The organism is Pseudomonas sp. MWU16-30316 (assembly GCF_020515645.1).
Taxonomy (GTDB): domain Bacteria; phylum Pseudomonadota; class Gammaproteobacteria; order Pseudomonadales; family Pseudomonadaceae; genus Aquipseudomonas; species Aquipseudomonas cerasi.
In genome coordinates, this window is record NZ_JAIZAZ010000003.1 from 455,653 (window position 1) to 480,126 (window position 24,474).

Here is a 24,474-nt window from a genome sequence, read left to right on the forward strand (position 1 = left end):
ATTGATGATGAATCCAAAAGGTAGCCTCTTTCAACGCCTGGCAGGTGACACCTTGAAACAACAGTCTTTTGACAGGGAAGAGCAGTTAATGATGTTGATATCGGCTCATCTGACCAAGATGCTGGGTACGCGAGCCGGTAGCGTAAAGATGTTGCCTGATTATGGTTTGCCTGACTTGAACAATAGAGGTCTCAGCCTTGACGATACGCTGAGGTACTCTCGCATGATCATCGAAAAGATGATTCGTACATATGAACCACGATTATTCGATGTTCACGTAACGGTGGAAAAACACGAGAGTTGTCTGCTGAGGCGAACATTCTCGATCGGTGCGGCTCTGGACATTGCTGGTGTAAAGAAGTCTGTTCGATTTTCTGCACTGCTCGGTGGCGACGGTAAAATAAGCATTGTTTGAGTAAGTTTTTCCCCTCGCGAAGCGGTGCGCCGATTATCTATCGGTTTTACACCCAGATTTTTCATTATCGATTTACGACCGGCCAGGTAGAAAGAACGGTGTCATTTAACCACTATTATCAAGAAGAATTGACGGCTCTTCGAGAGTCTGGACGTCGGTTTTCCGAGCGTAATCCGGCGTTGGCTCCTTTTTTAGGGCAGGCGGGCCAGGACCCGGACGTAGAACGTTTACTCGAGGGAGTTGCTTTCCTGACGGGCCGTTTGCGTCAAAAACTGGATGAAGACTTACCTGAGCTGACCCACTCCCTCATGCAGTTGTTATGGCCCAATTACCTTCGACCTCTGCCCTCGGTGAGCATGCTTCAGTTTGACGCTCTGGACGGCTCCGGCCCGGGTTTCGTGGTGGAGCGAGCAACACCTGTAGAAAGCGAACCAGTGAATGACCAGGTGTGCCATTTCCGTACCTGCTTTGCCACTCAGGTATTGCCGTTGAAACTGACTCACCTCTATTGTTCGTCAAGCGGGGGCGGGACAACGCTGAAGCTGTGTCTGGCGATGAATGGAGACAGCCATTTAGGCGAGGTAAAGTTCAGTCAGTTGCGTTTGCATCTGGCGGGTGAGCGTCGCATCAGCCAAGCCATTTACTTCGCGATGATGCAGAAGCTCAAGGGCATCACATTATTGCCTCTTGATGCGACGGGCGACCCGTTACTGACCTCCTCAGGCAAAGCGATCGAACTGATCATTCCTGTGGAACACGTGAAACCTGTAGGCTTCGCTGAAGAGGAGTCGTTGATTCCCTACCCACTAAATACCTTTCGGGGCTATCGCTACCTGCAAGAGTATTTCTTTTTTCCTGAGAAGTTTCTTTTTGTCGATGTTCTCGGTTTAGATGTCATTCACTCATTGACTGACGATTTGCTGAAGCGCGCGTGCGGGCTACAGCTTGTTTTTGATGTGCAAGGGAAGGACATGCAACCCCTTCGCCCTACCCTCGAAAACATCAAGCTTTACTGCACGCCGGTCGTGAACCTGTTCAAACAGGATGCCTTGCCCATTCTTGCGGATGCCCGGCAGGACGAATATCTGCTCATTCCTGCGCATTACGCACACGGCGGTTGTGGTGTGTACTCGGTCGATAAGGTTGTTGGCTGGCAGCCTGGAGGGCTGGGCTATCAGAATTACGTACCCTTTGAATCGTTTGAACACGACGCTGCGGTCGATGTGGATAGTAACTCGCCTTACTACAGCGTGAGGCATCGTACTTCCATACAGCACAAAGGGCTCGATACATTTTTAAGCTTCGGTCTTCGAGCTGGGCGAACTGACGAGACAATGTCCATTGAGATGACATGCACTAACGGTGACCTCCCGTCGCAAATCAAGGCAGGAGGCCTCTGTAAACCATGTGAAGGCACCCCTGACTTTTTGCGCTTCAGAAATATATCGCCTGCCACAAAAACATTTGCGCCACCCATGGACGGGGATTTTTTCTGGCGTGTGATCAGCAACATGTCGCTCAACTACTTGTCGCTCGAAAATATCGAAGCACTGAAAGTGATTCTCGAAACGTACGATTTGCCTCGGTATTACGATTCGCAGGCAGAGAAAGTCAGCAAGCATCTCTTGGGCGGGTTGAAGTCCATTCGTCACCAACATATCGACTGCCTGCATGACGGGCTGCCTGTAAGGGGAGTCAGGACGGAGTTGACCGTCGAACCTGACGGCTTTGCAGGAGAGGGCAGTTTGTTCTTGTTCGCCTCCGTCCTAAACGAATTCTTTGCGCTCTATGCGAGCCTGAATTCCTTTCACGAACTGCATGTAAAGAGCACACAAGGTGGAGGATACGAATGGGCACCGCGCATGGGCATGCAACCGCTGCTTTAGCCAATCTGAGTCAGGACATACGGCGGTACTCTGTTTATCAGGCGATACCGCTGATTCTCAATACTTTACTTGAAATTCATCCAGGTACGGATGAGCGCCGCGTTCATGATTTTCTCGAGTTGCGGGCAAATCCGGGTCTTGGATTTCCTGGCAGTGATATTGAATGCATGGAGCTTTTTTACGAGCAGGGTCAGTTGCACGTACGACTTGATCTAAATGTGATGAGCCTGGTCGGCTCCGGCTCACCGTTACCCGCTTTTTATGCTGAACAAGCCTTGGGTGAGCGGGATAAGCCTAATGTGACTCGCGATTTTCTGGATATCTTTAATCGTCGATTGCAGATGTTAATGCTCCCCGTATGGCGCAAGTATCGCTATCACGCCATGTTTACCCGTGGCGCGACAGATTCGTTTTCCGAACAGCTGTTCGCACTGATCGGCCTGCACGGGCAGCGCATTCGCGAAACTCCCGAATTGAACTGGAAACGGCTATTGCCCTACCTAGGACTTTTGAGCCTGCGCGCTCATTCGGCCGCCTTGATCGAGTCTGTGCTTCGTTATTACTTCAAGCACGCACAGTTGTTTATCGAGCAGTGTGTTGAGCGAACCGTCGAGATCAGCTGCTCTCAGCTTAATTGCCTTGGAAAAACCAACCACCGATTGGGGCGCACTGCGGTGCTGGGTAGCCGGGTGCCTGACCGGAGTGGCAAGTTCCGCGTCCATGTGAAACAGCTCGACTGGGAACGTTTCCACGAATTTTTACCCGTCGGTTCTGGCTACCGTCCGTTGGGCGCCCTTGTGCGATTCACGTTGCGCGACCCGCTGGACTACGACGTCTGTCTTGAGCTGTGCCATGAAGACATCAGAGAACTGCGCATTGGCCAGTCGAACACCTGTCACCTGGGCTGGACCACCTGGCTCGGGCGCGAGCGTGCGCAGGGTCTGGTCACGCTCAACAGACCGATACATTAAGGACGACTCATGATCGATGTAGATTTGCAGCAACTCGTCAATGCCCTCGATGCGCCTACACGCGGAGAACTGGAGGCAAGCGCCGAACGCTGCGTTTCGAGAGGCAGTAGTAAAATCCTGGTCGAAGACCTGTTGCTTGCCCTGCTGGAACGACCTGAGGGAATGCTATCCCGTGCGCTCGTAGACGCTGAGGTTGGGGCCGACGAACTTGGAGGCTTTCTTCATCCGCCAATCGAACACAGTGCTACCCGGAGCCCGGCATTTTCTGCCGAACTTGTTCAATGGCTTCAGGACGCGCTGTTGATTGCCAATCTGGATCTGGGCCAAAGCCTGATTGATCAGGCTGCGTTGATTCTTGCCTTGTTGCGTAACCCTTTGCGCTATGCCGAACGACCATACCAGCCATTATTGGCGAAGATCAACATTGAGCGCTTTCGTGATTACGCCCTTGCCGAACAAGTGCCGGACGTAACAAAACCGTCAGTGAGGCAATGTGACTCGCTGCTCGAACGCTTCACTCATAATCTGACGCAGCAGGCCAGGGATGGGTTGCTTGATCCCGTGCTGTGCCGTGATGACTGTCTGCGTCAGATGATCGATATCCTGTCTCGTCGACGCAAGAACAACCCCATAGTGGTGGGCGAGGCGGGTGTCGGCAAGACTGCGGTTGTCGAAGGGCTGGCGCTTAAGATCGTTCACGGGGAAGTCCCCGATCTATTGGAAAACGTTGAATTACTGTCTCTGGATATGGGGCTGCTCCAGGCGGGTGCCAGTATCAAGGGCGAGTTTGAGCGTCGCTTGAAGGGCGTGATTGACGAGGTCAAATCCTCGTCCAGGCCAGTTATTCTCTTCATCGATGAAGCCCACACACTCATCGGCGACGGTGCGCAGGCGCGTGGTTCGGACGCGGCCAATCTGTTGAAGCCGGCGTTGGCACGCGGAGAATTGCGGACCATTGCAGCGACGACGTGGGCCGAGTACAGACAATATTTTGAAAAGGATCCGGCGCTCGCACGTCGCTTTCAACCGGTCCGGGTGCTGGAGCCGACAGTCGAGCAGGCCATCACCATTCTGCGCGGGCTTGCTCCGCTATATGAACGTACTCACGGTGTGCATCTGCGCGATGATGCCGTAGTTGCGGCCGCCAGGCTTTCGGCGCGCTATCTTACCGGGCGCCAGCTGCCGGACAAAGCAATCGATCTGCTCGATACAGCTTGCGCTCGCGCACGAATCGGTCTGGTCGCCGTACCTGAGCGTCTAGAACATCTACGAAGCGAGATGGCACGTCAGCAGAGGCATTTCGAGGCAATACGGCGTGATGCCAATGCCGGGATGTCGGTTGATGACAAGGCAGTGAATACGCTGACTTCCGATCTGTCATTGATGCGGAGCGAGGCTGCAGCACTGGAGTTCAGATGGACTGATCAACGGGCAGCCGTCGAGCGTCTGCTGGAACTGCGCAAGCAACTGGCTGAACGAACAGCACTGTCGGCTGATGCGGGTGAGAGTGAGTCCACACGTTCGCTTGAGTCCGAGTTGACCCAGGTTCGACGGACCCTGATCGATATTCAGATGAGCGACCGTCTCGTGAGCTTTGAGGTATGCCCCAGGCTGATAGCTGAAGTAGTGGGTGGCTGGACCGGTATTCCCGTATCGCGCCTTGCTCAGGAGCACAGCCCGGCAATCAACAGCTTTTCCTCAGAACTGCGCATGCGCATCCGTGGTCAGGAGCAGGCGATGCTGACCATTGAAAAGGCTGTCCGTGCATCGGCTGCGGGGTTGAATGCACCCGGCGCCCCGACAGGTGTATTTCTTCTGGTTGGACCCAGCGGAGTGGGCAAGACGGAAACAGCCATTGCTCTGGCTGATCTGTTGTATGGCGGCGAACGTTTTCTCACGACTATCAACATGTCCGAATTTCAGGAGAAGCATACCGTTTCCCGATTGATCGGTGCCCCTCCGGGCTACATCGGTTATGGCGAAGGGGGTATGTTGACCGATGCCGTTCGATGCAAACCCTATTCGATCATTCTCCTTGATGAGGTGGAGAAGGCTGATCCGGATGTACTTAATCTGTTCTATCAGATTTTCGATAAAGGCACGGCCAACGATGGAGAGGGCCGGGAAATCGATTTCCGTAACACACTCATTCTGATGACCTCCAACCTGGGTGCCGATCTGATCCACGCAAGTTGCCACGAAGGCAGACGACCTGATGTCACAGAGCTGAAACCCCGGCTGAAACCGATACTGAGCGCGCATTTCAAACCGGCATTGCTGGCCAGAATGCGGGTTGTGCCTTATTACCCGATCATGGGGGCTGCGCTGCGTGAACTGGTCGAGCTAAAGCTGATTCGTCTTGGCGAGAGACTTGAATCCCGTGGTCTGACCTTCAGTTATTCGCATGATCTGGTTTGTCATCTGCTTGAACAGTGTACGCAAGACGGCAGCGGCGCCCGGCTGATCGATCAGTTACTGGAGTCCAGTCTGACCCCCTTGATAGCAGACCGTTTACTCGACGCCATGAGCCGTGGTGACAGGGTCGTCAGGGTTCACGCAACACTCGACAGCTCAGGTGGTGTTGTCTGTGAGTTCGAATAAGGTGGCCTCGTCCTTTCATTTGCTACACGACCCATCAGGCTATGCCCAAACATTGGTTTCGCAGTACTCGGCTCTCTCCCGGTCAGCCGATAGCCAGTCGCTGCAGCATGATTTTGCACTCTCTGCTGCGGAGCTCAGCGACTGTCAGGCAAGCCAGTTGTTTCTACTCGATGCGCGTCACAAACACCTCTGCCTTGTTACTGAAGTCGTTGACAGTGTCATTCAGCCTGATCAGAAAACGACTTCATTTAAAGACTACCGGGACGAGCCTTTACTGCAGTTCTCTCTGCTTCAGAACCGGGTTGTCAGCGTGCCGGAAATCAGCAGCAGTCTTCACGGGACCAGCTTCCTACCGGTAGGGGCGCAAGAGTGGACGTCACTGCTGTGCGTCCCGCTGCACAATCATGAGCGGATAGCCGTCGGGGTCTTGATATGTGCGAGCAGGCGCTCCGAAGAATTGGAATGCTACGCAGAATCGCTAGGCGCGCTGGGAACGTTCGTGATTTCCCGATTATCTGTTCTGCAGTCATCACCCAGGTCTGTGTGCGCGAAGCTTAATCCGCGCAGGTGCATCTCACCGGAAGGTCGTTTTGGACTCATAGGGCGTAGCGCAGCCCTGGAAAGAACCACCCATCTTCTGAGCAAGATTCTCGACAGCACCTGCACAGTGTTGCTGACGGGTGAGACCGGGACAGGCAAGGAGATAGTGTCTCGTGCCATTCACGAGCACGGACCTCGTCGCTCCAAGGCGCTCGTTGTACAGAATTGCGCTGCCTTTCCAGAAGCTCTTTTGGAAAGCGAACTCTTTGGTTATCGCAAAGGCGCGTTTACCGGCGCTGACCGTGATCGGCGTGGCCTGTTTGACGAAGCTGATGGCGGTACGCTGGTACTAGACGAAATTGGCGATATGCCGCTGCAATTACAAGCAAAGCTTTTGCGGGTGTTGCAGGAGGGCGAGATTCGCCCGCTGGGCGGCAATGAAGTTCGCAACGTGGATGTGCGAATCATCGCTGCTACTCATCGTCATCTACCAACACTGGTCGCCGAAGGGCGCTTTCGAGAAGACCTCTATTACCGTTTGGCGCAGTTCCCCATAGAACTTCCTCCGCTACGTCATCGCGTGGAAGACATCGAAATACTGGCCCGGCATTTCTCCGACAAGGCTTGCCAGAACTCACAACGAGAGTCTGTGCAGTGGTCGGAAACCGCATTGAGTGCGTTATCGGGATATGCCTTTCCTGGAAACGTTCGAGAGCTGAAGGGGTTCGTCGAGCGAGCAGTGTTGTTATGCGAAGACGGGGAGTTGCGACCGGAACACTTTCCCATGGCCGCCGATTCGACAAGCCATCCGGTTGGTTTTTCACTGCGTGAACGCATCGAACAGTTCGAGCGTGGCGTTCTGCTTGAGAGTCTGCGCGACACCGGCGGTAACCGGAGCCTTGCAGCGCGTACGTTAGGGGTGTCGCGGCGCACACTGCTTTATCGGCTGGCACATCTGAAGATCGGCGCTGCTCATGGACGGCGTACCTAGCCATTCAATAATCACATTTAGTTAATTTCCTGTCTGGAGACGTTCCAATGAACTTTCATTGTTGGCGCATTGTGCCTATCACATTCGTTGCGCTGATTTGCCTCGGGGGGTGCAAAGGTCATTTCAAGTTCAGTGATGATCAATACCGCGCGTTGGGCAGTCCAGAACCCACCGGCCGCCTGGATGTATTACGGCAGGATTCGATTTCTCAAAAACAGATGTCAACGCCGCATGCCTTTTCGATTGCTGCCCTGCGTCAGGATTTTCAGGAATGATCTCCGTGAGCGCTTGCGTTGCCCGAGGCTTCCAAAAGGTACTGATAGTACTCCTGGTTTTGATCTCAGGTTGCTCCGCACTATCGCCGTACTCAACGCAAACACGTCTGGATATCAGACTGAGTGCCGATGACCGACTGAATCCCGATGTGAATGGCAGACCGTCTCCGGTTGTTTTCAAGTTGCTTGAACTTCGACGTCCCGTCACGTTTGAGAGTATGGATTTTCTCTCGCTTTATAAACGTACCGGGCAGGCGTTGGGAAATGATCTGGTGGCCAGCGAAGAGTTTGAGCTTCGTCCCGGCGACAGTATTGAGTTGAAGCTGAAGCTGGATGACAGCAGTCGTTATATCGCTGTGCTCGCGGCTTATCGGCACTTGTCCGAAGCCCGCTGGCGTCAGGTGATTCAGATCGCCCCTAACCAGCAGAACAGTGCCGTTTTCATGTTGAGTGATTCCGGTATTCAACTGGAAGACAGCCCAACTGACACAGGAAGTCCGTTATGAATCAGCACAAGGTTATCTGGCAGGAAGGCATGCTGCTTCGCCCGCAGCACTTTCAGCATCATGATCGTTACTACGACCACCAGTTGCGGCTTCGTACTCAGTTGGCAGGCGCTTACAACTGGGGCTTTACAGCCTTGGAAATCGATCCGCAATTTCTGGGGGCGGGGCAAATCGTCATTGCCCAGGCCTCGGGCATTCTGCCGGATGGCAGTGTCTTTGATATACGGGGCCATGAAACTCCTTTGGCGCTGGACATTCCTCCCACTACTTCAAACGTCTCGGTGTATCTGGCACTGCCGATCGTGGCGGGCAACTGCATTGAGTCTCGCAGTCACGAACAGCCGGATGTGGTAGCACGGTTTACAAGCTATTCAGCGAGCATCCGCGATTCAAACGCGGGTGAAGACCGTTTCACGCCTGTGTTGTGCGCGCGTCCAGAGTTCCGATTGTTAATGGGCGAGCCCCAGGGAGAGCATACCTACAGCATGCTCAAGGTCTGCCACGTTCTGATCTGCAGTCCTGACAAGTCGCTTTCGCTGGACCTCGAATTTTCACCTGCCTTCATCAGCGCCAGTGGCTCCCGCTATGTGATGTCGTGCCTGAGGGAAGTGGCGGGTCTGCTGAATCACCGTGGGGACGTGATTGCCGAGCGTATCGGTGTTTGCGGTCAGACCCGTGGCGCAGAGGCGAGCGATTTGATGATGTTGCAACTGGTCAATCGAAATGCATTGGTTTTTCAACACTATCTCAATATTCGAAGCGTCCATCCTGAGGAGCTATACCGTGCACTGCTATCGCTGTTGGGTGAGTTATCGACATTTGGCGATGAGAGCAGACGTCCTGGACTGGAAGGTACTTATCAGCACAGTGACCAGGGCGGCACATTCAGAGGCGTAATGTCTGCGATTCGACAGATGCTGTCGATGGTTCTCGAGCAGCAGGCCCAGGAGCTCGAGTTACAGCCCCGGCAGTATGGTGTTCTGGTTTCGCCTCGGGTGGATCGTGAGCTACTGGGGGACGCGTCATTCATCATTGCTGCCCGCGCAGATTGCGATGCCGAAGAACTGCGTCTGCGACTGCCTTCGCATCTTAAAGTCGGCTCGGTAGAACGTATTCGCGAGCTGGTGAGCCTGCATTTGCCAGGTTTACGCATAAGACCACTGCCTGTGGCGCCTCGGCAAATACCTTTTCATGCTGCCAAGAGCTATTTCATTCTCGATGTCGATGACCGGGAACAGACCGGGATCGATCAGTCAGGAGGATTCGCTTTCCATGTATCAGGTGAGTTTCCCGGGCTTGAACTGCAGTTCTGGGCGATCAGAAATTGAACAGGGTGGCGGATATGCAAAGCGGCCTCGAAGATCATTTTGCCTTAGAACGGGACAATACCGGGTCAGGGAATGGCTATTTCACCGACACCCACAATTCGGATCTTTTCGAAGGTCTGCAGGAGCAGTTGCTGTACAGCACTCGGCGAGTATCTGAAAGACAGGTCCGTAGCCACGTCAATCCACTGGTTTCTGCAGCAGGTGAATTGCTGGCTCAGGTGGCGAAGCTGGGTACAGCAAAAGACGTTGGGGATATCCATCTTCTGAACGTACAGCTTTCCGACCAGGTGAAACTGTTCGAAGCCAGGGCACGGCGGAACGCGATAGCAAACGAGCACCTGCTGGCTGCCCGCTATGTGCTGTGTACGGTAGTGGATGAGGCTGTGCTGAACACGGTTTGGGGTAGCCAGAGTGACTGGTCGAAGATCAGTCTGCTCAGCCGTTTTCATAGGGAAACCTTCGGCGGCGAAAAATTCTTTCAACTGCTTGAAAAACTCTCCGCAAACGCTTTCAGGCATCTCTCGATGCTCGAGTTGATGTACCTGTGCCTCGCACTCGGTTTTGAGGGGAAATACCGCTCTCATCGTCGCAACGGCAACGAGCTGGAAGATATCCGGCATAACCTTTATCTGCAGATAAAACACGTAAGAGGCGATGTTTCGCGAACGCTTTCACCTCACTGGCAGGGCGCACGCTCCGACGCTGCTGACCGGCTGCGCATTATGCCTGCGTGGCTGATTGTGTTGTTCACCGCTATAAGCCTGACCGCGCTGTATTGCGGATTTGCCTGGGTCCTCGGCGAGCAGCGTGAGGCGGTACTCAAGCCTTATCAGTCAGCGGATGCGGTAGTCATCGAGCGGCGGTCTTGAAATGAGAGATGCAGTGAAAACCTTGTTTAAAAAACTCATGACGCTATTGGGCAGCACCTGGTTCTGGTCGCTGCTGTTGATACTGACGCTGGCCGCCTGTATCTGGATGTTCGGTCCCCTGCTGGCGATGGCCGATAACAGGTTCTGGGAGAGTCCTGTTGTGCGTCTGGCAACTATCAGCGTGTTATTGCTGATCTGGGGCCTCGGGGTTGTATTTTCCAACTGGCGCAGCGGCTGGCAAAAAAGGCATGCGCAGGACAGCCACGAAGGTCAAGAGCTTCTGCGTAAGGCTGTTGCTGTGGAGAAAGAGCGCCTGGAGCTTGTGGGCCGGTTCAAGCATGCCTTGCGCGTGCTCAAGGATTCGGACCTGTATGGGGTATTAGGCGCTCGGGGCCGAAATGAGCTGCCGTGGTATGCGGTGATCGGCCCGCAGGGTAGTGGCAAGACCAGTCTGCTGGATTTTTCCGGGCTCGATTTTCCCTTGGACAGGCGCGGGCGCAGGCTGACGCACGATATGCGCAGCACCAGCAGTTGTGGCTGGTATTTCACTGAGCAGGCAGTTCTGCTGGACACTTCCGGGCGCTATCTCCAACAGCCCCTGCCCGAGGTCGACGGCAGCGCATGGAGCACGTTATTGGAGTTGTTGCGAAACCGCCACCGCGCGCATCCACTCAGCGGGGTGCTGGTGACACTGCCGGTCGACACTTTGTTTGACGAGCAAGACAAGCGCCTGGAAAAAATCGCCGAAGACGTGCGTGCCCGCCTGGACGACGTATTTCATCAGTTGCATGTCGATGTGCCGGTTTATCTGGTACTCACCAAGGCTGACTCGATAGCGGGCTTCGACGCCTTTTTCGATCAACTCTCCCGGGAAGAAAGTGAACAGGTCCTGGGCACTACGTTTCGGCAGGGCGAGCAAGGCAGTAATATCGATGTCCTCGGCAAGGCGTTCGATGCCTTGCTGCAGCGCCTTGGCAGTCAGGTTATTACCCGCATTCATCAGGAGCGGGACAGCCGACGCCGAGGAGAGATGCTTGAGTTTCCCAACCAGCTTGGAGGCATCGCATATCGACTGAGCGTCTTTGTCGAGCTGGCATTTTCCGGGAATCGCTATCAGCGGGCCAGCCAGTTTCGTGGATTTTATCTGACCCGAGCGCCGCAAGTTGTTCAGAACGATCAGCCATCCGATGGGGAAAGCGATACCGGCTCACCGACCTGCTATAGCGGAAAGGCGCGATTTATTCATGATCTGTTAAGACATGTGATTTTCCCTGAGGCTGATCTTGCGGTTCTCGATAAAACAGCACGCCGAAAGATTCAGTGGCGCCAGCGGGGTATGTGTTGCGCGGCGCTGTTGTGCCTGTCTGTGTTCGGCGTGCTGTGGGCGACCGGTTTCAATGCCAATCACGACAGGCTGGAAAGGCTGCGGGTTCTGGGCGAGCAGTGGGCGCAACAACGATCATCGCTAGGCGCCGAGGACGATCTGCTGACGGTCCTTGATAGCTTGAACACGCTTTATCTGGCAGCCCGAGTATTTCCGGATGGCGATGAGGTCGTTTTGTATGAACGCAGTGGCCTTTATCAGGGCAAACCTGCCAACGACGTTCTGATGCACACCTATCATGCCGAATTGCAGAGGCAGTTGCTGCCACGCGTGGCCCACATGATCGAGGCGCGCATAATGGCTAGCCTGGGGGATCGCGAGCAGTTGCTGGACAGCTTGCGTGCTTACCTGATGCTGGTCAAGGACGAGCACCGGGAACCCTCTGCACTGAAAACGTGGGTAGCGACCGACTGGTCAGTCCGTTATGTTGGTCATGAGCAGGCTCAGAACGAACTGGCTCAGCATTTCGAGCGTTTGCTTGCACAAACCTTCGCCTATCCGGTAAACGACGCGCTGGTGGCACAGGCCCGACAGGTACTTCGCAACGAGTCCTTTGCCAGCATTGTTTATCGAGTGCTGCGTGAAAGGGCACGCACACTCCAGGACTACAGTCTGGCTCACCATGTCGGCCCTCAGGCAGGTTTGTTGGCGGGTACTGAGTACCGAATCCCCGGACTCTACACCCGCCACGGTTATGAGCAATATTTCGTCACTCGTGGCACGGGTCTGGTGACCGAACTCATGCATGACAATTGGGTTCTGGGTGAGGGTGCGCAGCTCAATGCACAACAGCTGCGGGTGCTGATGGTCGAACTGGAAAAGCTGTATTTCCGGGATTATGCCGATTATTGGGCCGAGGCAATCGGACGGGTTTCGCTGCAACCCTTCGAGGGGCCAGGTGCGGCTGCGGTGCAGATGGCCGGGCTGACGGCAGCCCATTCGCCGTTGTTGCAATTACTGATCGAAGTACGTGAAAACACGCTTTTTCCCGTCCTTGCAGACAGTCTTGACGCGATGAAGGCTGAAGCTGATATGGCTGTATCGCGACCATCGCCACTCACTCAGGTGGCCGCGATTGGCGATAAGATTCAGCAGACGGTGACCGTCAGTCTGCCCGGGACGGCAAAGAAATCGTTGCAGCGCCGCTTTGATCCCTTACACCGTTTACTGGACGGCGATAATGGTCCGACTCCCGAACTGATTGCCGCATTGAGCGCGATCAATGAATTGCAGATGCAAATGGCTGCTTTGGGACGCTCCGGTCAGCCCGATCTTGCTGCCTACGAGATGGCAAAGGGACGAATGTCCGGACAGCGGGATGCACTGAGCAACCTGCGCAACGCGGCGACCGGCCTGGCGCAGCCTCTGGGCGGGTTGTTCCATACGCTCGCGGAGGATACCTGGAGCTTCGTGCTGTATCAGTCTCATCAATACCTCAACCAGCGCTACAAGGCCGAGCTTTACAGTTTCTACGAGCAGTCTCTCGACAAGCGCTATCCGTTTTATGCACACAGCAGCAGTGATGTGGCGCTTAATGATTTTCGCGAATTCTTCGGCTCGCAGGGGATGGCTGATCGCTTCTTTGATAATTATCTGAAGCCCTTCGTCAATGGCGATCCGGGGAGATACAAACTGCGCAGCATTGACGGCTACAGCCTGCCCATGAGCCGTGCCTATCTGGATCAGATGGCGGGTGTGCATCGAATCCGCAAAAGTTTCTTCGCCCATCGCACCCAAGAACCGCAGGTGCAGTTTACCCTCGAACCCTATACGCTCGATCCAGGTGTTCGCCGCGCAGAGTTCCGGCTGGGCGAGCAGTCACTGGAGTATCGACATGGTCCCATCGTGCCGACCTTGTTCAAATGGCCTGCTGATGCTGAAGAAGGACGTACGAGTCTGGTGATGGAAGGGATGGTTGGAAGGCCACTGGGGATTGAGAAGAGCAACGGTCCCTGGTCGCTGTTCCGCCTTCTGGATCTGATGCAGACCGAGCCTTTGAAAGGGCGCGATGTTCTGCTGCTCAAGGCCGACGTGGGCGGGATGCGCGCCGACTATCTGTTGTCGAGCCAGCGGGCACCCAATCCGTTTGATATGAGTGCGCTGCGCCATTTTCGTATGCCTGCGCAGCTGTGATGCCATTGAATGGACTGGAACGCTGATTAATTGAAAGGACCTCGCATGCTCAACCTGGACTGGCTTAGCAACCACATGCACCACAGCGACACGATGGCGCTGTGGCTACATCGGCAGTTCGATTACGAGTTTGCATCGCAATCACTCGCTGACTGGCAACTGGACTTTTCTCAAGGACAGGCAAATGGTCATTGGAAGTGCCTGATTGCCATGGAGGATGGTGAGTTGCTGGGCGGTGCATCGCTGGCCAGCGACGATCTGGCCGAGCGTCCGGATCTTGGGCCTTGGCTGGCGTGTGTTCTGGTAAAACCGGAAGTGCGAGGCAGGGGCGTTGCAGGACAGTTGATCGACGGTATTTGCAGTCATGCAAGGTCTGTCGGTATCACCACGTTGTATCTGCATACCCATGATCAGCACAGGTTCTACGGCAAGCGCGGTTGGCGGATGTTGGAGCGTATTGAGGCGTGGGGCAAGGAGCACTATCTGATGTCGCGGGATCTCTAGAGATCCTGTGTTGTATCGGTATTTGGAGCGCTTATCGGCACGGGGATGAGTCTTGCGTTCAGGGTGACGCGGAGCGTCACGAACTGCATTCCCACGCGGAGCGTGGGGACGATAATCATTGCTCGAAACTCCGTTTTCTTGCCGAAGAAATACTCAGCGTTAGCCCTGTTTGTCAGTCAACCAACTGCACCAGACTCGGCTCCATCCCATCTGAATTCATTTCAAGTATTGCCAGCGTCACCGGCAGTTTGAAACGCCGCCGTCCGGCGCTGCCAGGGTTCAGATACAGCGTGTCGCCGCGCCAGTCTATGAGGGGTTTGTGTGAATGGCCGGTCACGACCAGTTTCACGCTGTCATCCAATAACGCTGGAACGTCGGCGATGTCGTGTACCAGCAGGACTTGCCAGCCGTCGATGTCGAAGCGCAAGTGATCGGCAATGGGGGTTGCCCAGTCTGCATCCATGTCGTTGTTGCCGCGCACAATGTGTAGTGGGGCGATGGCGGTCAGTTGCTCGACGATGTCCTGGCTGCCGATGTCACCGGCATGGATGATCTGTGCGCAGCCCTGTAGCGCAGCGATGGCTTCAGGACGGAGCAGTCCGTGGGTGTCGGAAATCACACCAACTTTCATACGGGGGCCTCGGGTCTGGGGCAGGGTAGAAGCGCAGTGTAACGCGTTGCGCTTCTACGGCCAGTTACAGGATGCGCGTTATTGGCCGCACCCAAGCGCCAATACCAGCCGCTCCAGCCCGATGCCAAACCCGGCACCCTCTCGATAGGCGCCGCCGCCAACTACTTGCTGCTGCGCGCCCAGGCGTGAACACCGTACCTCGAAGCCGTTGCCTTCCAGGTAGTAGCTCAGGCCCCGTTTCACGGCGGTATTGAGTTCATAGTCCAGGCCCAGCGAATCCAGAAAACCGGTGCAGATGGCCTGGCTGCGCAGCAATGCCTGCTGCGGTGAAGGGCTGAGGATTTCCAGCCCCAGCTGGGTGAATTCGCGATAGCGTCCGGCTTGTGGCCGCTCGTAGCGATAACAGCGTGCCACGTAGAAAAACATTGCTTCACGTCGCCCCTCAAGCAGCGCTTCGCTGCGTTCCTGAAACAGCGCTGTGGCTTCGGGTATCAGGCAACAGGCGCGTCCGGCCTTGTCCTCGAAGGCCCACATCTGGCCGATAATTTCGCTGCCGCCGGCTTTTTCGATAAAGGTGTCCTGGCCCCATAAGGCCGGCACTATCGCTTCCTCAGCTCCGGCTTCGATGAAGATAGCTCCGGAAACGGTTTTCTGTGTCACGCAGGGTTGAGGCTTCTGTTCCGGTCACGATGCGGGTTCCGCGTAGCATGGTCATGAGGGATGATCTCCAGTTTTTTCAGGCAATAAAAAAGGCGCCTTGGGCGCCTTGGTCGGTTTCACTGATGAGTCAGAATGTGGATCTATATCTGGCCAATCGATGAGCACAAGCAACCGCAGCACCTTGAAGCGGGCTGTGGTGGTGATGTCGGTTGCTTTGGGGAAATTGATTCATGGCTGATCCTTGCATGCTTTAACGCATCGCTCAAGTCGCGGTGTTGACGGACACGGTTTATCTGAGCCGCGCCATGCTCAAGGCATCGACGAACAGGCCATCGCGCACCGCGTAGTTGCGCAGCCGGCCCTCTGTTTCGAAACCGAATTTGCGATACAGACCCTGGGCCGCTTCGTTGTCGACATACACGGTAAGCTCCACCCGGTGCAGGTTCATCCAGTTGTCTGCGATGTCCAGTGCGGTTGCCAGCAACTTCGAGCCGACGCCTTTGCTCTGCCAGGCCGATGCGACGCCCATGCCGATAGCGCCGACATGGCTTTGCCGACTGCGCGAATACTGCTCCAGGCCAATGCTGCCAATCACCTCGTTGCCATGGAGCGCGACCAGCTTCACGTGTCGCTCGGTACTGGCAGCCAGGCGTTTGCGCCAGACTTCAATGGACTGATAAGGCATTTGCAGCACCTGACGGCACACCGCAGGCTCGTTATAAAGTGCAGTGACACCTTCGAGGTGAATGTCGGCCATGCGCTGGATGAGGATTTGCGGGGCAGGGGCGTGCACGTTGATTCGTTCCTTGAATTGCGTTTGGTGGTGAGGCTAAAAGAGCGTTCTTACGGCGTAGCTGTCGCCGTGTCATACCGGTCAGACAATATATTCGGGTTTGCCCATCGCTTGCCATTCTGCAAAACGGGCATCTATGACTGGGGACAGTTTGTCGTAGTTGGCCCAGGTGTCTTCAACGCTGTAGAAGCACTTTGGCAGCGGATCATGCTGGCCGCAACGGGTAAAATTGAGATCGGCGCCACCGCGACTCAAAAAGTAATGCATTCAAAACAGCCGAATTGAATGAGTGCCAGCGACACCGCCATTCTGTTCGCACTCATCAAACAAGGAATGACCCTGCCAATGACGGAGCAAAAAATTTACGGCGTTGAAGGCGAAAGCGAGGACTTTCGTGTCGCGGTTGCCAGTGCGGAGCGCGAGTATTGCTCGCTTTCTTCCTGCACGATCACTTGGGCAATTACCTGCATCCCCTTTAAAACGTCCCGCGCCAAAACAGGCTATTGCTTCCATTTCTTCATAAGTGTACCGTTGTGTTCACTTATGAAGAGGGTCGCACCATGTTAGCCACTTCGCTCGTTCAGCTGTCACAGGAGCCCATCAAGCCAGGTATCGGCGCGCGTATTTTCAACGGCAAGCAGGAACTGCTGTCGGGTCGATTCGCTGGGGAGATCCGGGAGCTGCTGGAGCAGCGAGGGGTGTTGGTGTTCCCGCAGATTCATTTCTCCGATGCAGAGCAAATTGCCTTTACCCGCACGCTGGGTACGTTCTGTCCTGAACCCGGCGATGGGCAGAACATCACCCGGATCAGCCTGGATGTGAAAGAGAACCCGGCAGGCGCGGAGTTTCTAAAGGGCTCGCTCTACTGGCACATCGACGGTACGAGCAGTGATTCACCCATTCTGGCATCGTTGCTGTCTTGCAAGGTGCCCGCCACGTGGGGAGGCAACACGGGGTTCTGTAACACTTACGCGGCGTACGAGGGGTTATCCAGCGCTGATAAACATCGTTACGAAAGCTTACGAGTAATTCACGCGCCATGGGCATCGTTACTCTATTACAATCCGGAGCCTGGCCTTGCGATGCTCGAGGCCATGCAGGCCATCGGCGAGAAGGAGTTGCCGCTGGTCTGGAAGCACCGATCCGGGCGCAAGTCGCTGATTCTGGGCTGCACTGCGCAGCAGGTCGTTGGCGTCGGCCTGGCGCAAAGTGCGCGGATTCTGGTCGGCCTTCGCGAATGGGCCACGTCCGAGGCGTTCAGTTACAGCCATGTATGGCAGGTCGGTGACCTGGTGATATGGGACAACACCGGCACCATGCATCGGGCGGAAGCCTATGACCCTGAGTGCGGGCGAATGATGCACCGTACCAAGTTGCAGGGCGAAGAGCCCTTCGCCTGATGCGCCGACCGCGAGAGCAGGGCGCCGCCCTGGCTTTTATACTGAGTAGCTCATTGTGAGCCACATCGTTTTGCCGGAATTGGAGAAACGAGAATGTGCAGACCTAAAGAACCCATTGCGGGTATTTTTCTGTTGTTGGTCCTGGCCGCAGGTGGTTGGGTGGCTCAGGAGCCGTTTCCTCATTTCGGGATTGATCTGCCTGCTGAAGCCTTGCTGGACGGCGATCACCCGGTCACACCTGTGCCGCCCCGATATCGCCTGCAACTCGACGAAGGCCAGTTCAGCAGCGCCTTGTTAGAGTCCGTGCCCCTGTATGCGCTGGCAGAGCAGCCTGTCAGCCCGTGAGTCGACAGTGCTGCTTCAGTGCGCAGGCCCGGGTCAACTGCCTTCGTTGATGTTGGCGAAGAAAATGCACCCGATCAAGCGGGCGAACAGGGTCAGGGTTTCCGACAGATCGGGGTCGTCAAACAGCGTCGGGCTGGAGTCCAGCGCGCACAACGCGCCATACAGTTGTCCGTCGGGAAGGTAGATTGGCACTCCGGCATAGCTCTCGATGGCGTAGCGTTTCACCACCGGCAGGTTCGCGTACCGGCCGTTCGTGCTTATCTGTGGCACGAACAGCGCTTCGGGGTTGACGCAAAACTCGTTGCAGAGCGTGGTTTCGAGTTTGAACACGTCGCCGTCGTCGATACCCAGGTCTGTCGGGTCATAGACAGAGCAGGCGATCCAGTCGGCATCGGTAAACTTGGCAATACCGGCGAAGCGCATGCCTGTCAGGCGGGTAACAAGTCGCAGTACATTGGTCGTGGCCTCGATCTCGGCAATTGCAGAGCGCTCCTCGATGGTCAATAAGCTGCTTTTTGAGGCGATCAATTCCAGACTCATGCACTTCTCCAGAATACCCAAATGTGCGTAAAGGCCCATGCTAACTGACTCGGATGGAAATGCCATCGGGGTGAACCACGCCCCAAGGGATTTATTTTCAAGCGAAATATTGACGCCAGTTTTAAAGTTTTAATCCGCGCTGCCGACATTTGTGAATTGTATAGATAGATGGCAAGGACAGGCCTCTTGCATTCCACTGATGACCAACAAAAGAGCGACTCCCTGTGATAAATACTCTGAGCAATATTTCGGTAAGGTCCAAGCTCGTGCTCGGGTTTGCTTTGGTCATCGTACTGACGGTGCTGATTGCGCTGACAGGCTGGACAGGCATTACTTCACTGAGTGAACGAAGCGAGCGGATTTCCGATATCGGCAAGCTGGGGGCGCTCACGCGAGATGTCCGCATAGCCCGATTGGCCTATTCGGTCAATTATGACGCCGAGCGCGCCAGCAACTGGCTGAAAGCACTCGAAAGTCTCGAAAATCATGTGAAGTACGCGCAGCAGGTGTTCGACTCGCCGTTGAATACACCGCTGGTCAATACTGCCGCAGATGCCTTGAAGGATTACCGCATCCACTACGACAACCTCATGCAGGCAACCGCTGCCCGTGAGGCGACCCGTTCGGTATTTGGCCAGTACGCCGATGCAGGCGCTGACGATTTGCAAAAACTGAACGCTATTGCCCGATCCGATGATGGTACTCCCGCGCAGCGCGATGCCATCGTGCAGGCGATGACGCTGTTCCAGAAAATGCGCTTCGACTTGCGTGGCTACACCTATTCGCTGAAATCGGAAAACCGTGCTCCAGCGGAAACATCGATGAACACGGTTATCGAGTTTGTCAGAAATCTGCAAGGTTTCGAGGGTCAGTCGGCGACCATCAAGCACCTTGTGGACTCTATGCTGAGCTACCAGAACACCTTGAATCAGTTCACCGCGGCGCAGGCCAGGATTGAGCAGGCTCAGGCAGGTATCACTAAAGACATCGGCATCCTGTTTGAATGCGCTGACAAACTGTCCGAGAATCAGGTCAACCTGAGAGTGGAAGATGTGAGCCAGGCCAAGATGCTGCTCTCTGTCTGGCTGATTGCAGCGTTGATCATGAGCGCCCTGGCAGCATGGGTTATTACCAACCTTATCGTAGGCCCGCTGCGTGAAACACTGAAACTGGCCGAACGTGTTGCTGACGGTGATCTGACGAACAACCAACTGGTCACCCGCAAGGATGAATTGGGTCAGTTGCAGGGCAGTATGATGCGCATGACCGGCAACCTGCGCGAGCTGATTGGTGGCCTGCGCGATGGCGTGACACAAATCGCCAGTGCCGCCGAGCAGTTGTCGGCTGTCACCGAGCAGACCAGCGCCGGCGTCAACAGTCAGAAGAACGAAACCGATCAGGTCGCCACTGCTATGCACGAAATGTCTGCGACCGTTCAGGAAGTCGCACGCAACGCAGAGCAGGCGTCACATGCTGCGGTCAACGCCTCCAAAGAAGCTCGCGAAGGCGACGGCGTGGTTTCCAAGGCTGTAGCGCAGATCGAGAAGCTCGCGACCGAAGTTACTCACTCCAAGTCCGCGATGGACGAGCTCAAGAACGAAAGCAACAAGATTGGTGGCGTACTCGATGTCATCAAGGCCGTTGCCGAGCAGACCAATCTGCTGGCCCTCAACGCTGCCATCGAAGCGGCGCGTGCGGGCGAAGCAGGCCGGGGTTTCGCGGTGGTGGCTGACGAAGTGAGAAGTCTGGCCCAGCGCACGCAGACGTCGACCGAAGAGATCGCGGCATTGATCAGCGGCCTGCATACCCGCACGGCGCAGGTAGCAACCATCCTCGACAACAGCCAGGCGCTGACTGCAAACAGTGTCGAGCTGACGCGCAACGCGGGTGTTTCCATCAATAACATGACTCAGGCGATCTCGACGATCGAGACGATGAACCATCAGATCGCCGCAGCCGCCGAAGAGCAGAGCGCCGTTGCCGAAGAGATCAATCGCAGTGTTCTGAATGTGCGAGACATCTCCGAGCAGACGGCTTCTGCGAGTGAAGAGACCGCTGCATCGAGCGTAGAGCTCGCTCGCCTGGGCGTGCATCTGCAAAGCCTGGTCAGTCGATTCCGGGTCTGACGTTCATTCCCGGTAAACCCCGGCGCGCACCATAAAGGCTGCGCGCCGGAGTCGACCCGGTGACCCTCCGGCGGTAACTTCTTACCGTCCCCAGAGCCCCGTCGCATACTCCACAAAGCTTCTCAGCTTGGGCAATCGATAACGGTCCTGCACATACAGCAGGGTCGTCGGTCGTCTGGGCAAATGATAGTCGGGGAACAGTGCAATCAGCCGGCCCTCCTGCAGGTCTCGCTGCACCAGCGCATCCGGAAGCATCACTACCCCCAGGCCTGCCCGAGCCGCCTGATAAAGAGCGGCGGAAGTGTTGGCAACCATCGAACCGCTCACGTCCACCAGCACTTCGCCTTCGGCGCCGGTCATACGCCACTGCGTACCGGCCGTGCGCCATTCGTCTCCCGCCGGATAGGCGAACGCCAGGCAGTTATGCCCGCGAAGTTCCGCTGGATGGATCGGCGTGCCGTTGCGGGCCAGATAGTCCGGCGCGGCGCAGATGGTCAAGGTGTAGTCCTGCAAGGCGCGCGCGATCAGTGGCGATGATTCTGGAATGTTGCCCAGGCGAATGGCGACGTCAAATCCATTGTCGATCATGTCCAGACGCTGATTGGTCAGCACCAGATCGAGCTTGACCTCAGGAAAGCGCCGCGAGAATTCGACGAGCGCAGGTGCCAGCACCTCCGAGCCGAATGTCAGCGGCGCGGTGATGCGCAGTGTACCCGTGGGATCACCCTGGGCCTGCTCGGCCAGTTGCTCGGACTGGGCCACCAACCCCAGTACTTCCAGACAACGTTCGTAATACGCGGTACCGAATTCTGTCAGACGCTGGCGACGTGTGGTGCGCTGTAGCAGGCTGACGCCCAGGCGCTCCTCCAGTGCGCGCAGGTGATTGCCCACCATGGTGGTGGAAATCGAACACGCTTGCGCAGCCGCCGTCAGGCTGCCTGCCTCGACCACTTTCACGTACACGCGCATTGCCAGAAACAAATCCATTATCAATCTCAGCTTTAAAATGATTGAAGTATTTCGCTGTTTATCCATTTGAGGTGGTTAACGATACTGCAAAAACCGAAACATACCCAAGGAGCTTCACCTCATGACCGCCACCTGCCTGATGAGCACTTACCAACCTCTGGCCCTGAGTTTCACCCATGGTCTGGGCACACGTCTGTGGGACCGGAGCGGGCGCGAATACCTCGACGCCGTGGCGGGCGTGGCAGTGACCAATGTGGGGCACTCGCATCCGCTGCTGGTCGAGGCGATTCGTGATCAGGCGGGGCTGCTGTTGCACACGTCCAATCTGTACACCGTCGACTGGCAGCAGCGCCTGGCGCAGAAACTGACGGCCCTGTCGGGGCTGGACGCAGTGTTTTTCAACAATTCCGGTGCCGAGGCCAACGAGACTGCGCTCAAGCTGGCGCGCCTGCATGGCTGGCACAAGTACATCGAACGGCCTCTGGTCGTGGTCATGGAAAACGCCTTTCACGGCCGCACCCTGGGTACATTGTCGGCCAGTGACGGGCCGGCTGTGCGTCTGGGTTTCAGCACCTTGCCGGGCGATTACATCAAAGTGCCATTTGGCGATCTGGTGGCGTTCGACAAGATTTGTGCGACCTATGGGCATCGGATCTGCGCCGTGCTGGTCGAGCCGATTCAAGGCGAGGGCGGCGCGCAGATGGCCCCGGCCGGGTATCTCAAGGCCTTGAGAGAGCGGTGCACGCGGCGTGACTGGCTGTTGATGCTCGACGAAATCCAGACCGGTATGGGCCGGACCGGCAAGTGGTTTGCCTTTCAGCATGAGGGCATCGTTCCAGACGTCATGACCCTTGCCAAGGGGCTCGGCAACGGCATACCGATCGGTGCCTGCCTGGCGCGGGGCAGGGCGGCGCAACTGTTCACGCCCGGCAGCCACGGCAGTACCTTCGGCGGCAATCCGCTGGCCTGCCGGGTCGGCTGCACGGTGATCGATATCATCGAACAACAGGCGCTGGTGGAAAACGCCGCACTGCAAGGCCGGCAGTTGCTGGACGGGCTGCGCAATGCGCTAGGAGCTCACTCGAACGTGCTGGACGTTCGTGGCCAGGGTTTGATGATCGGTATCGAATTGCGCCAGGCCATACCTGAACTGACACGCATCGCAGCCGAGGAACATGGCCTGCTGATCAATGTCACTCGGGGCAAAATCGTTCGCCTGTTGCCGCCCTTGGTGCTGGACGCCGCTGAAGTGGCGCAGATCGTCCAACGCCTGACGGCAAGCCTGGACCGCGCCTGTGATCGGTCGTTTGCACGCTCTGCCTGACGCAACGGATTAAGGAAAAGGATTACATCGGGCTGTACCAGGATGACCCATATGCGGTAGAACAGACCAGCATCGTGTCGGTCTGTACGCGATGGCTACCCAATGGATTTGAAAGGAGCCCACCATGTTAATCCGGTCCCTGACCCTCGCCACCCTGCTTGTCGCTGCCGGTACAGCGCTTGCTGCCGACAGCGACGGCCCTTTGGCACAGGAGCGCGGCAAGTCGCGTCCCTTGATCATCATCGCACCCAGCCAGGCTGATCCGGCGCTGGGTCACCTCAAGGACGCGCTGAAGGAACCTGCCAATCATAAAGATTTCACGGAGCGCAATATGGTGCTGTTCACGGTGGTGAATACTATCGGCGAACGTGACGGCAAAAGCATGGACCCGCAGTCGACCATGGCCTTGATTCGTGAATTGAAGCTGGGCGCAGGCGTCGGTACCAAGGTCATTCTGGTGGGCAAGGACGGCGAGAAAAAGATCGATAAAACTATCGGGAAGTCAGAATCCATAGACCTCAAAGAGATCTTTGCCACCATCGACCAGATGCCGATGCGCGAGCAGGAAGCCGTGGCGCCTGCTCCAGAGCCGCCAGCCAAGCCCGCGCCTGTCGAAAAACCGGGCAAACCGGTCAAGGGCGGGGCGCCCGGCAAGACGCTGGACGACTGAGTGAACGGCGTAGCGCGCGGCAATCGCGCGCTGCGCCTGACGCGCTGCTCAGGTCATTCGCCGCGAATGTACTGCTCGAGCTGCTTGATAAGACTCGCCTGTTCTGCAATGGCTTCCTTCACCAGGTCACCGATGGACAGCAGGCCCAGCAACTGCCCGCCTTCAACGACTGGCAGGTGGCGCAGATGGCTGTCGGTCATGATGCTCATGCACGCCTCGACGCTGCGCTGCGAGTCGACAGTAATCACTTTGCTGCTCATGATGTCCCTCACTGGTGTACCCACCGACGAGCGCCCCTTGAGGACCACCTTGCGCGCGTAGTCGCGCTCACTGATGACGCCCACCACTTCGTTGCCCTCGACCACCGGCAGCGCACCGATGTTCTTTTCAGCCATTAACCTGAGTGCGTCGAGCACCATCTGATCCGGGCCAATGGTATGCACTTGCTGGTTCTGCAGGTCTTTCAATTTCAGTAGCTGGGCGACAGTTTTCATGGGGCTCTCCGCGATCGGGACCTGGCTGGCTGTAGTGCATTGCCGGAACCACTACAGAATCATCCAGCGCGCAGCATCGAGCAAGCAGTAAATAAAGATCACGGGAATAGGAGGAATCA

General features: G+C 56.2%; 24 protein-coding genes. 18 read left to right on the plus strand and 6 right to left on the minus strand.

Going from position 1 to position 24,474, the window contains the following annotated elements; translation table 11 throughout:
* Nucleotides 1-4: 4 nt before the first annotated feature.
* From tssE to LCH65_RS13195, 11 genes are all read left to right on the plus strand, one after another.
* Nucleotides 5-415, plus strand: a complete 411-nt coding sequence (gene tssE, locus LCH65_RS13145) for a type VI secretion system baseplate subunit TssE (protein ID WP_080377370.1) — start codon at nt 5-7, stop codon at nt 413-415.
* 98 nt (nt 416-513) lie between these two features.
* On the plus strand, nt 514-2,301 hold the full coding sequence (tssF, locus tag LCH65_RS13150) for a type VI secretion system baseplate subunit TssF (RefSeq protein WP_054081536.1): 1,788 nt from the start codon (nt 514-516) through the stop codon (nt 2,299-2,301).
* Nucleotides 2,265-3,272 carry a type VI secretion system baseplate subunit TssG gene (tssG, locus tag LCH65_RS13155; RefSeq protein ID WP_054081530.1) on the plus strand — a complete coding sequence of 336 codons (1,008 nt, stop codon included), beginning with the start codon at nt 2,265-2,267 and terminating at the stop codon, nt 3,270-3,272. Before tssF ends, tssG begins: the two co-directional genes overlap by 37 nt.
* A gap of 9 nt (nt 3,273-3,281) precedes the next feature.
* Nucleotides 3,282-5,873, plus strand: a complete 2,592-nt coding sequence (gene tssH / locus LCH65_RS13160) for a type VI secretion system ATPase TssH (protein ID WP_103736352.1) — start codon at nt 3,282-3,284, stop codon at nt 5,871-5,873.
* A complete protein-coding gene (locus LCH65_RS13165; RefSeq protein WP_128775281.1) occupies nt 5,860-7,404 on the plus strand; it encodes a sigma 54-interacting transcriptional regulator in 1,545 nt (514 codons plus the stop codon). Before tssH ends, LCH65_RS13165 begins: the two co-directional genes overlap by 14 nt.
* Before the next feature lie 47 nt (nt 7,405-7,451).
* The gene (locus tag LCH65_RS13170; RefSeq protein ID WP_003434268.1) at nt 7,452-7,679 is read left to right on the plus strand and encodes a hypothetical protein; all 228 of its coding nucleotides are present in this window, start codon (nt 7,452-7,454) and stop codon (nt 7,677-7,679) included.
* Nucleotides 7,676-8,185, plus strand: a complete 510-nt coding sequence (gene tssJ / locus LCH65_RS13175; RefSeq protein WP_054081526.1) for a type VI secretion system lipoprotein TssJ — start codon at nt 7,676-7,678, stop codon at nt 8,183-8,185. The genes LCH65_RS13170 and tssJ overlap by 4 nt, the downstream gene beginning before the upstream one ends.
* On the plus strand, nt 8,182-9,513 hold the full coding sequence (gene tssK / locus LCH65_RS13180; protein ID WP_058416138.1) for a type VI secretion system baseplate subunit TssK: 1,332 nt from the start codon (nt 8,182-8,184) through the stop codon (nt 9,511-9,513). The genes tssJ and tssK overlap by 4 nt, the downstream gene beginning before the upstream one ends.
* A 14-nt stretch (nt 9,514-9,527) precedes the next feature.
* On the plus strand, nt 9,528-10,382 hold the full coding sequence (gene icmH / locus LCH65_RS13185) for a type IVB secretion system protein IcmH/DotU (RefSeq protein ID WP_003434267.1): 855 nt from the start codon (nt 9,528-9,530) through the stop codon (nt 10,380-10,382).
* 13 nt (nt 10,383-10,395) lie between these two features.
* Nucleotides 10,396-13,899 (plus strand): type VI secretion system membrane subunit TssM, encoded by a 3,504-nt coding sequence (gene tssM, locus LCH65_RS13190; protein WP_226439531.1) that lies wholly within the window; start codon nt 10,396-10,398, stop codon nt 13,897-13,899.
* A 45-nt stretch (nt 13,900-13,944) separates the two neighbouring features.
* Nucleotides 13,945-14,403, plus strand: coding sequence for a GNAT family N-acetyltransferase (locus tag LCH65_RS13195; protein ID WP_122241048.1), 459 nt, complete (start codon nt 13,945-13,947; stop codon nt 14,401-14,403).
* A gap of 172 nt (nt 14,404-14,575) precedes the next feature.
* Here the strand turns inward: LCH65_RS13195 and LCH65_RS13200 are convergent, their stop codons facing one another.
* The 3 genes from LCH65_RS13200 to LCH65_RS13210 all read right to left on the minus strand — a co-directional run bounded on the left by LCH65_RS13200 (nt 14,576) and on the right by LCH65_RS13210 (nt 16,487).
* Nucleotides 14,576-15,034 carry a metallophosphoesterase family protein gene (locus tag LCH65_RS13200; protein ID WP_003434265.1) on the minus strand — a complete coding sequence of 153 codons (459 nt, stop codon included), beginning with the start codon at nt 15,032-15,034 and terminating at the stop codon, nt 14,576-14,578.
* A gap of 78 nt (nt 15,035-15,112) precedes the next feature.
* On the minus strand, nt 15,113-15,694 hold the full coding sequence (locus LCH65_RS13205; protein WP_042930697.1) for an ATP phosphoribosyltransferase regulatory subunit: 582 nt from the start codon (nt 15,692-15,694) through the stop codon (nt 15,113-15,115).
* 289 nt (nt 15,695-15,983) lie between these two features.
* The gene (locus LCH65_RS13210; RefSeq protein WP_025990900.1) at nt 15,984-16,487 is read right to left on the minus strand and encodes a GNAT family N-acetyltransferase; all 504 of its coding nucleotides are present in this window, start codon (nt 16,485-16,487) and stop codon (nt 15,984-15,986) included.
* On the opposite strand from LCH65_RS13210, the gene LCH65_RS13215 reads away from it, so the two are divergent.
* The 4 genes from LCH65_RS13215 (at nt 16,482) to LCH65_RS13230 (ending at nt 18,232) form a co-directional block, all read left to right on the plus strand.
* On the plus strand, nt 16,482-16,772 hold the full coding sequence (locus LCH65_RS13215; protein ID WP_226439532.1) for a hypothetical protein: 291 nt from the start codon (nt 16,482-16,484) through the stop codon (nt 16,770-16,772). The two genes, LCH65_RS13210 and LCH65_RS13215, sit on opposite strands and share 6 nt — an antisense overlap.
* A complete protein-coding gene (locus LCH65_RS13220; protein WP_226439533.1) occupies nt 16,773-17,054 on the plus strand; it encodes a hypothetical protein in 282 nt (93 codons plus the stop codon).
* Nucleotides 17,048-17,887, plus strand: coding sequence for a TauD/TfdA family dioxygenase (locus tag LCH65_RS13225; RefSeq protein WP_054081535.1), 840 nt, complete (start codon nt 17,048-17,050; stop codon nt 17,885-17,887). Before LCH65_RS13220 ends, LCH65_RS13225 begins: the two co-directional genes overlap by 7 nt.
* Before the next feature lie 93 nt (nt 17,888-17,980).
* Nucleotides 17,981-18,232 (plus strand): hypothetical protein, encoded by a 252-nt coding sequence (locus tag LCH65_RS13230; protein WP_003434260.1) that lies wholly within the window; start codon nt 17,981-17,983, stop codon nt 18,230-18,232.
* A gap of 33 nt (nt 18,233-18,265) precedes the next feature.
* Here LCH65_RS13230 and LCH65_RS13235 read toward each other — a convergent pair whose 3' ends face one another.
* Nucleotides 18,266-18,772 carry a GAF domain-containing protein gene (locus LCH65_RS13235; protein WP_003434258.1) on the minus strand — a complete coding sequence of 169 codons (507 nt, stop codon included), beginning with the start codon at nt 18,770-18,772 and terminating at the stop codon, nt 18,266-18,268.
* A 224-nt stretch (nt 18,773-18,996) separates the two neighbouring features.
* Here LCH65_RS13235 and LCH65_RS13240 point away from each other — a divergent pair, with 224 nt between their 5' ends.
* Complete coding sequence (locus LCH65_RS13240; RefSeq protein WP_044309585.1) at nt 18,997-20,898, plus strand: methyl-accepting chemotaxis protein; 1,902 nt, start codon at nt 18,997-18,999, stop codon at nt 20,896-20,898.
* Nucleotides 20,899-20,979: 81 nt separating this feature from the next.
* Here the strand turns inward: LCH65_RS13240 and LCH65_RS13245 are convergent, their stop codons facing one another.
* Nucleotides 20,980-21,885 carry a LysR family transcriptional regulator gene (locus LCH65_RS13245; RefSeq protein ID WP_003369133.1) on the minus strand — a complete coding sequence of 302 codons (906 nt, stop codon included), beginning with the start codon at nt 21,883-21,885 and terminating at the stop codon, nt 20,980-20,982.
* A gap of 103 nt (nt 21,886-21,988) precedes the next feature.
* Here LCH65_RS13245 and LCH65_RS13250 point away from each other — a divergent pair, with 103 nt between their 5' ends.
* Both LCH65_RS13250 and LCH65_RS13255 read left to right on the plus strand, forming a co-directional pair.
* Nucleotides 21,989-23,191 (plus strand): aspartate aminotransferase family protein, encoded by a 1,203-nt coding sequence (locus LCH65_RS13250; RefSeq protein ID WP_096104881.1) that lies wholly within the window; start codon nt 21,989-21,991, stop codon nt 23,189-23,191.
* Between the two features lie 124 nt (nt 23,192-23,315).
* Nucleotides 23,316-23,861 carry a DUF4174 domain-containing protein gene (locus LCH65_RS13255; protein ID WP_003434251.1) on the plus strand — a complete coding sequence of 182 codons (546 nt, stop codon included), beginning with the start codon at nt 23,316-23,318 and terminating at the stop codon, nt 23,859-23,861.
* A 53-nt stretch (nt 23,862-23,914) separates the two neighbouring features.
* Here LCH65_RS13255 and LCH65_RS13260 read toward each other — a convergent pair whose 3' ends face one another.
* Nucleotides 23,915-24,355 carry a CBS domain-containing protein gene (locus LCH65_RS13260; protein ID WP_003434249.1) on the minus strand — a complete coding sequence of 147 codons (441 nt, stop codon included), beginning with the start codon at nt 24,353-24,355 and terminating at the stop codon, nt 23,915-23,917.
* Nucleotides 24,356-24,474 lie beyond the last annotated feature (119 nt).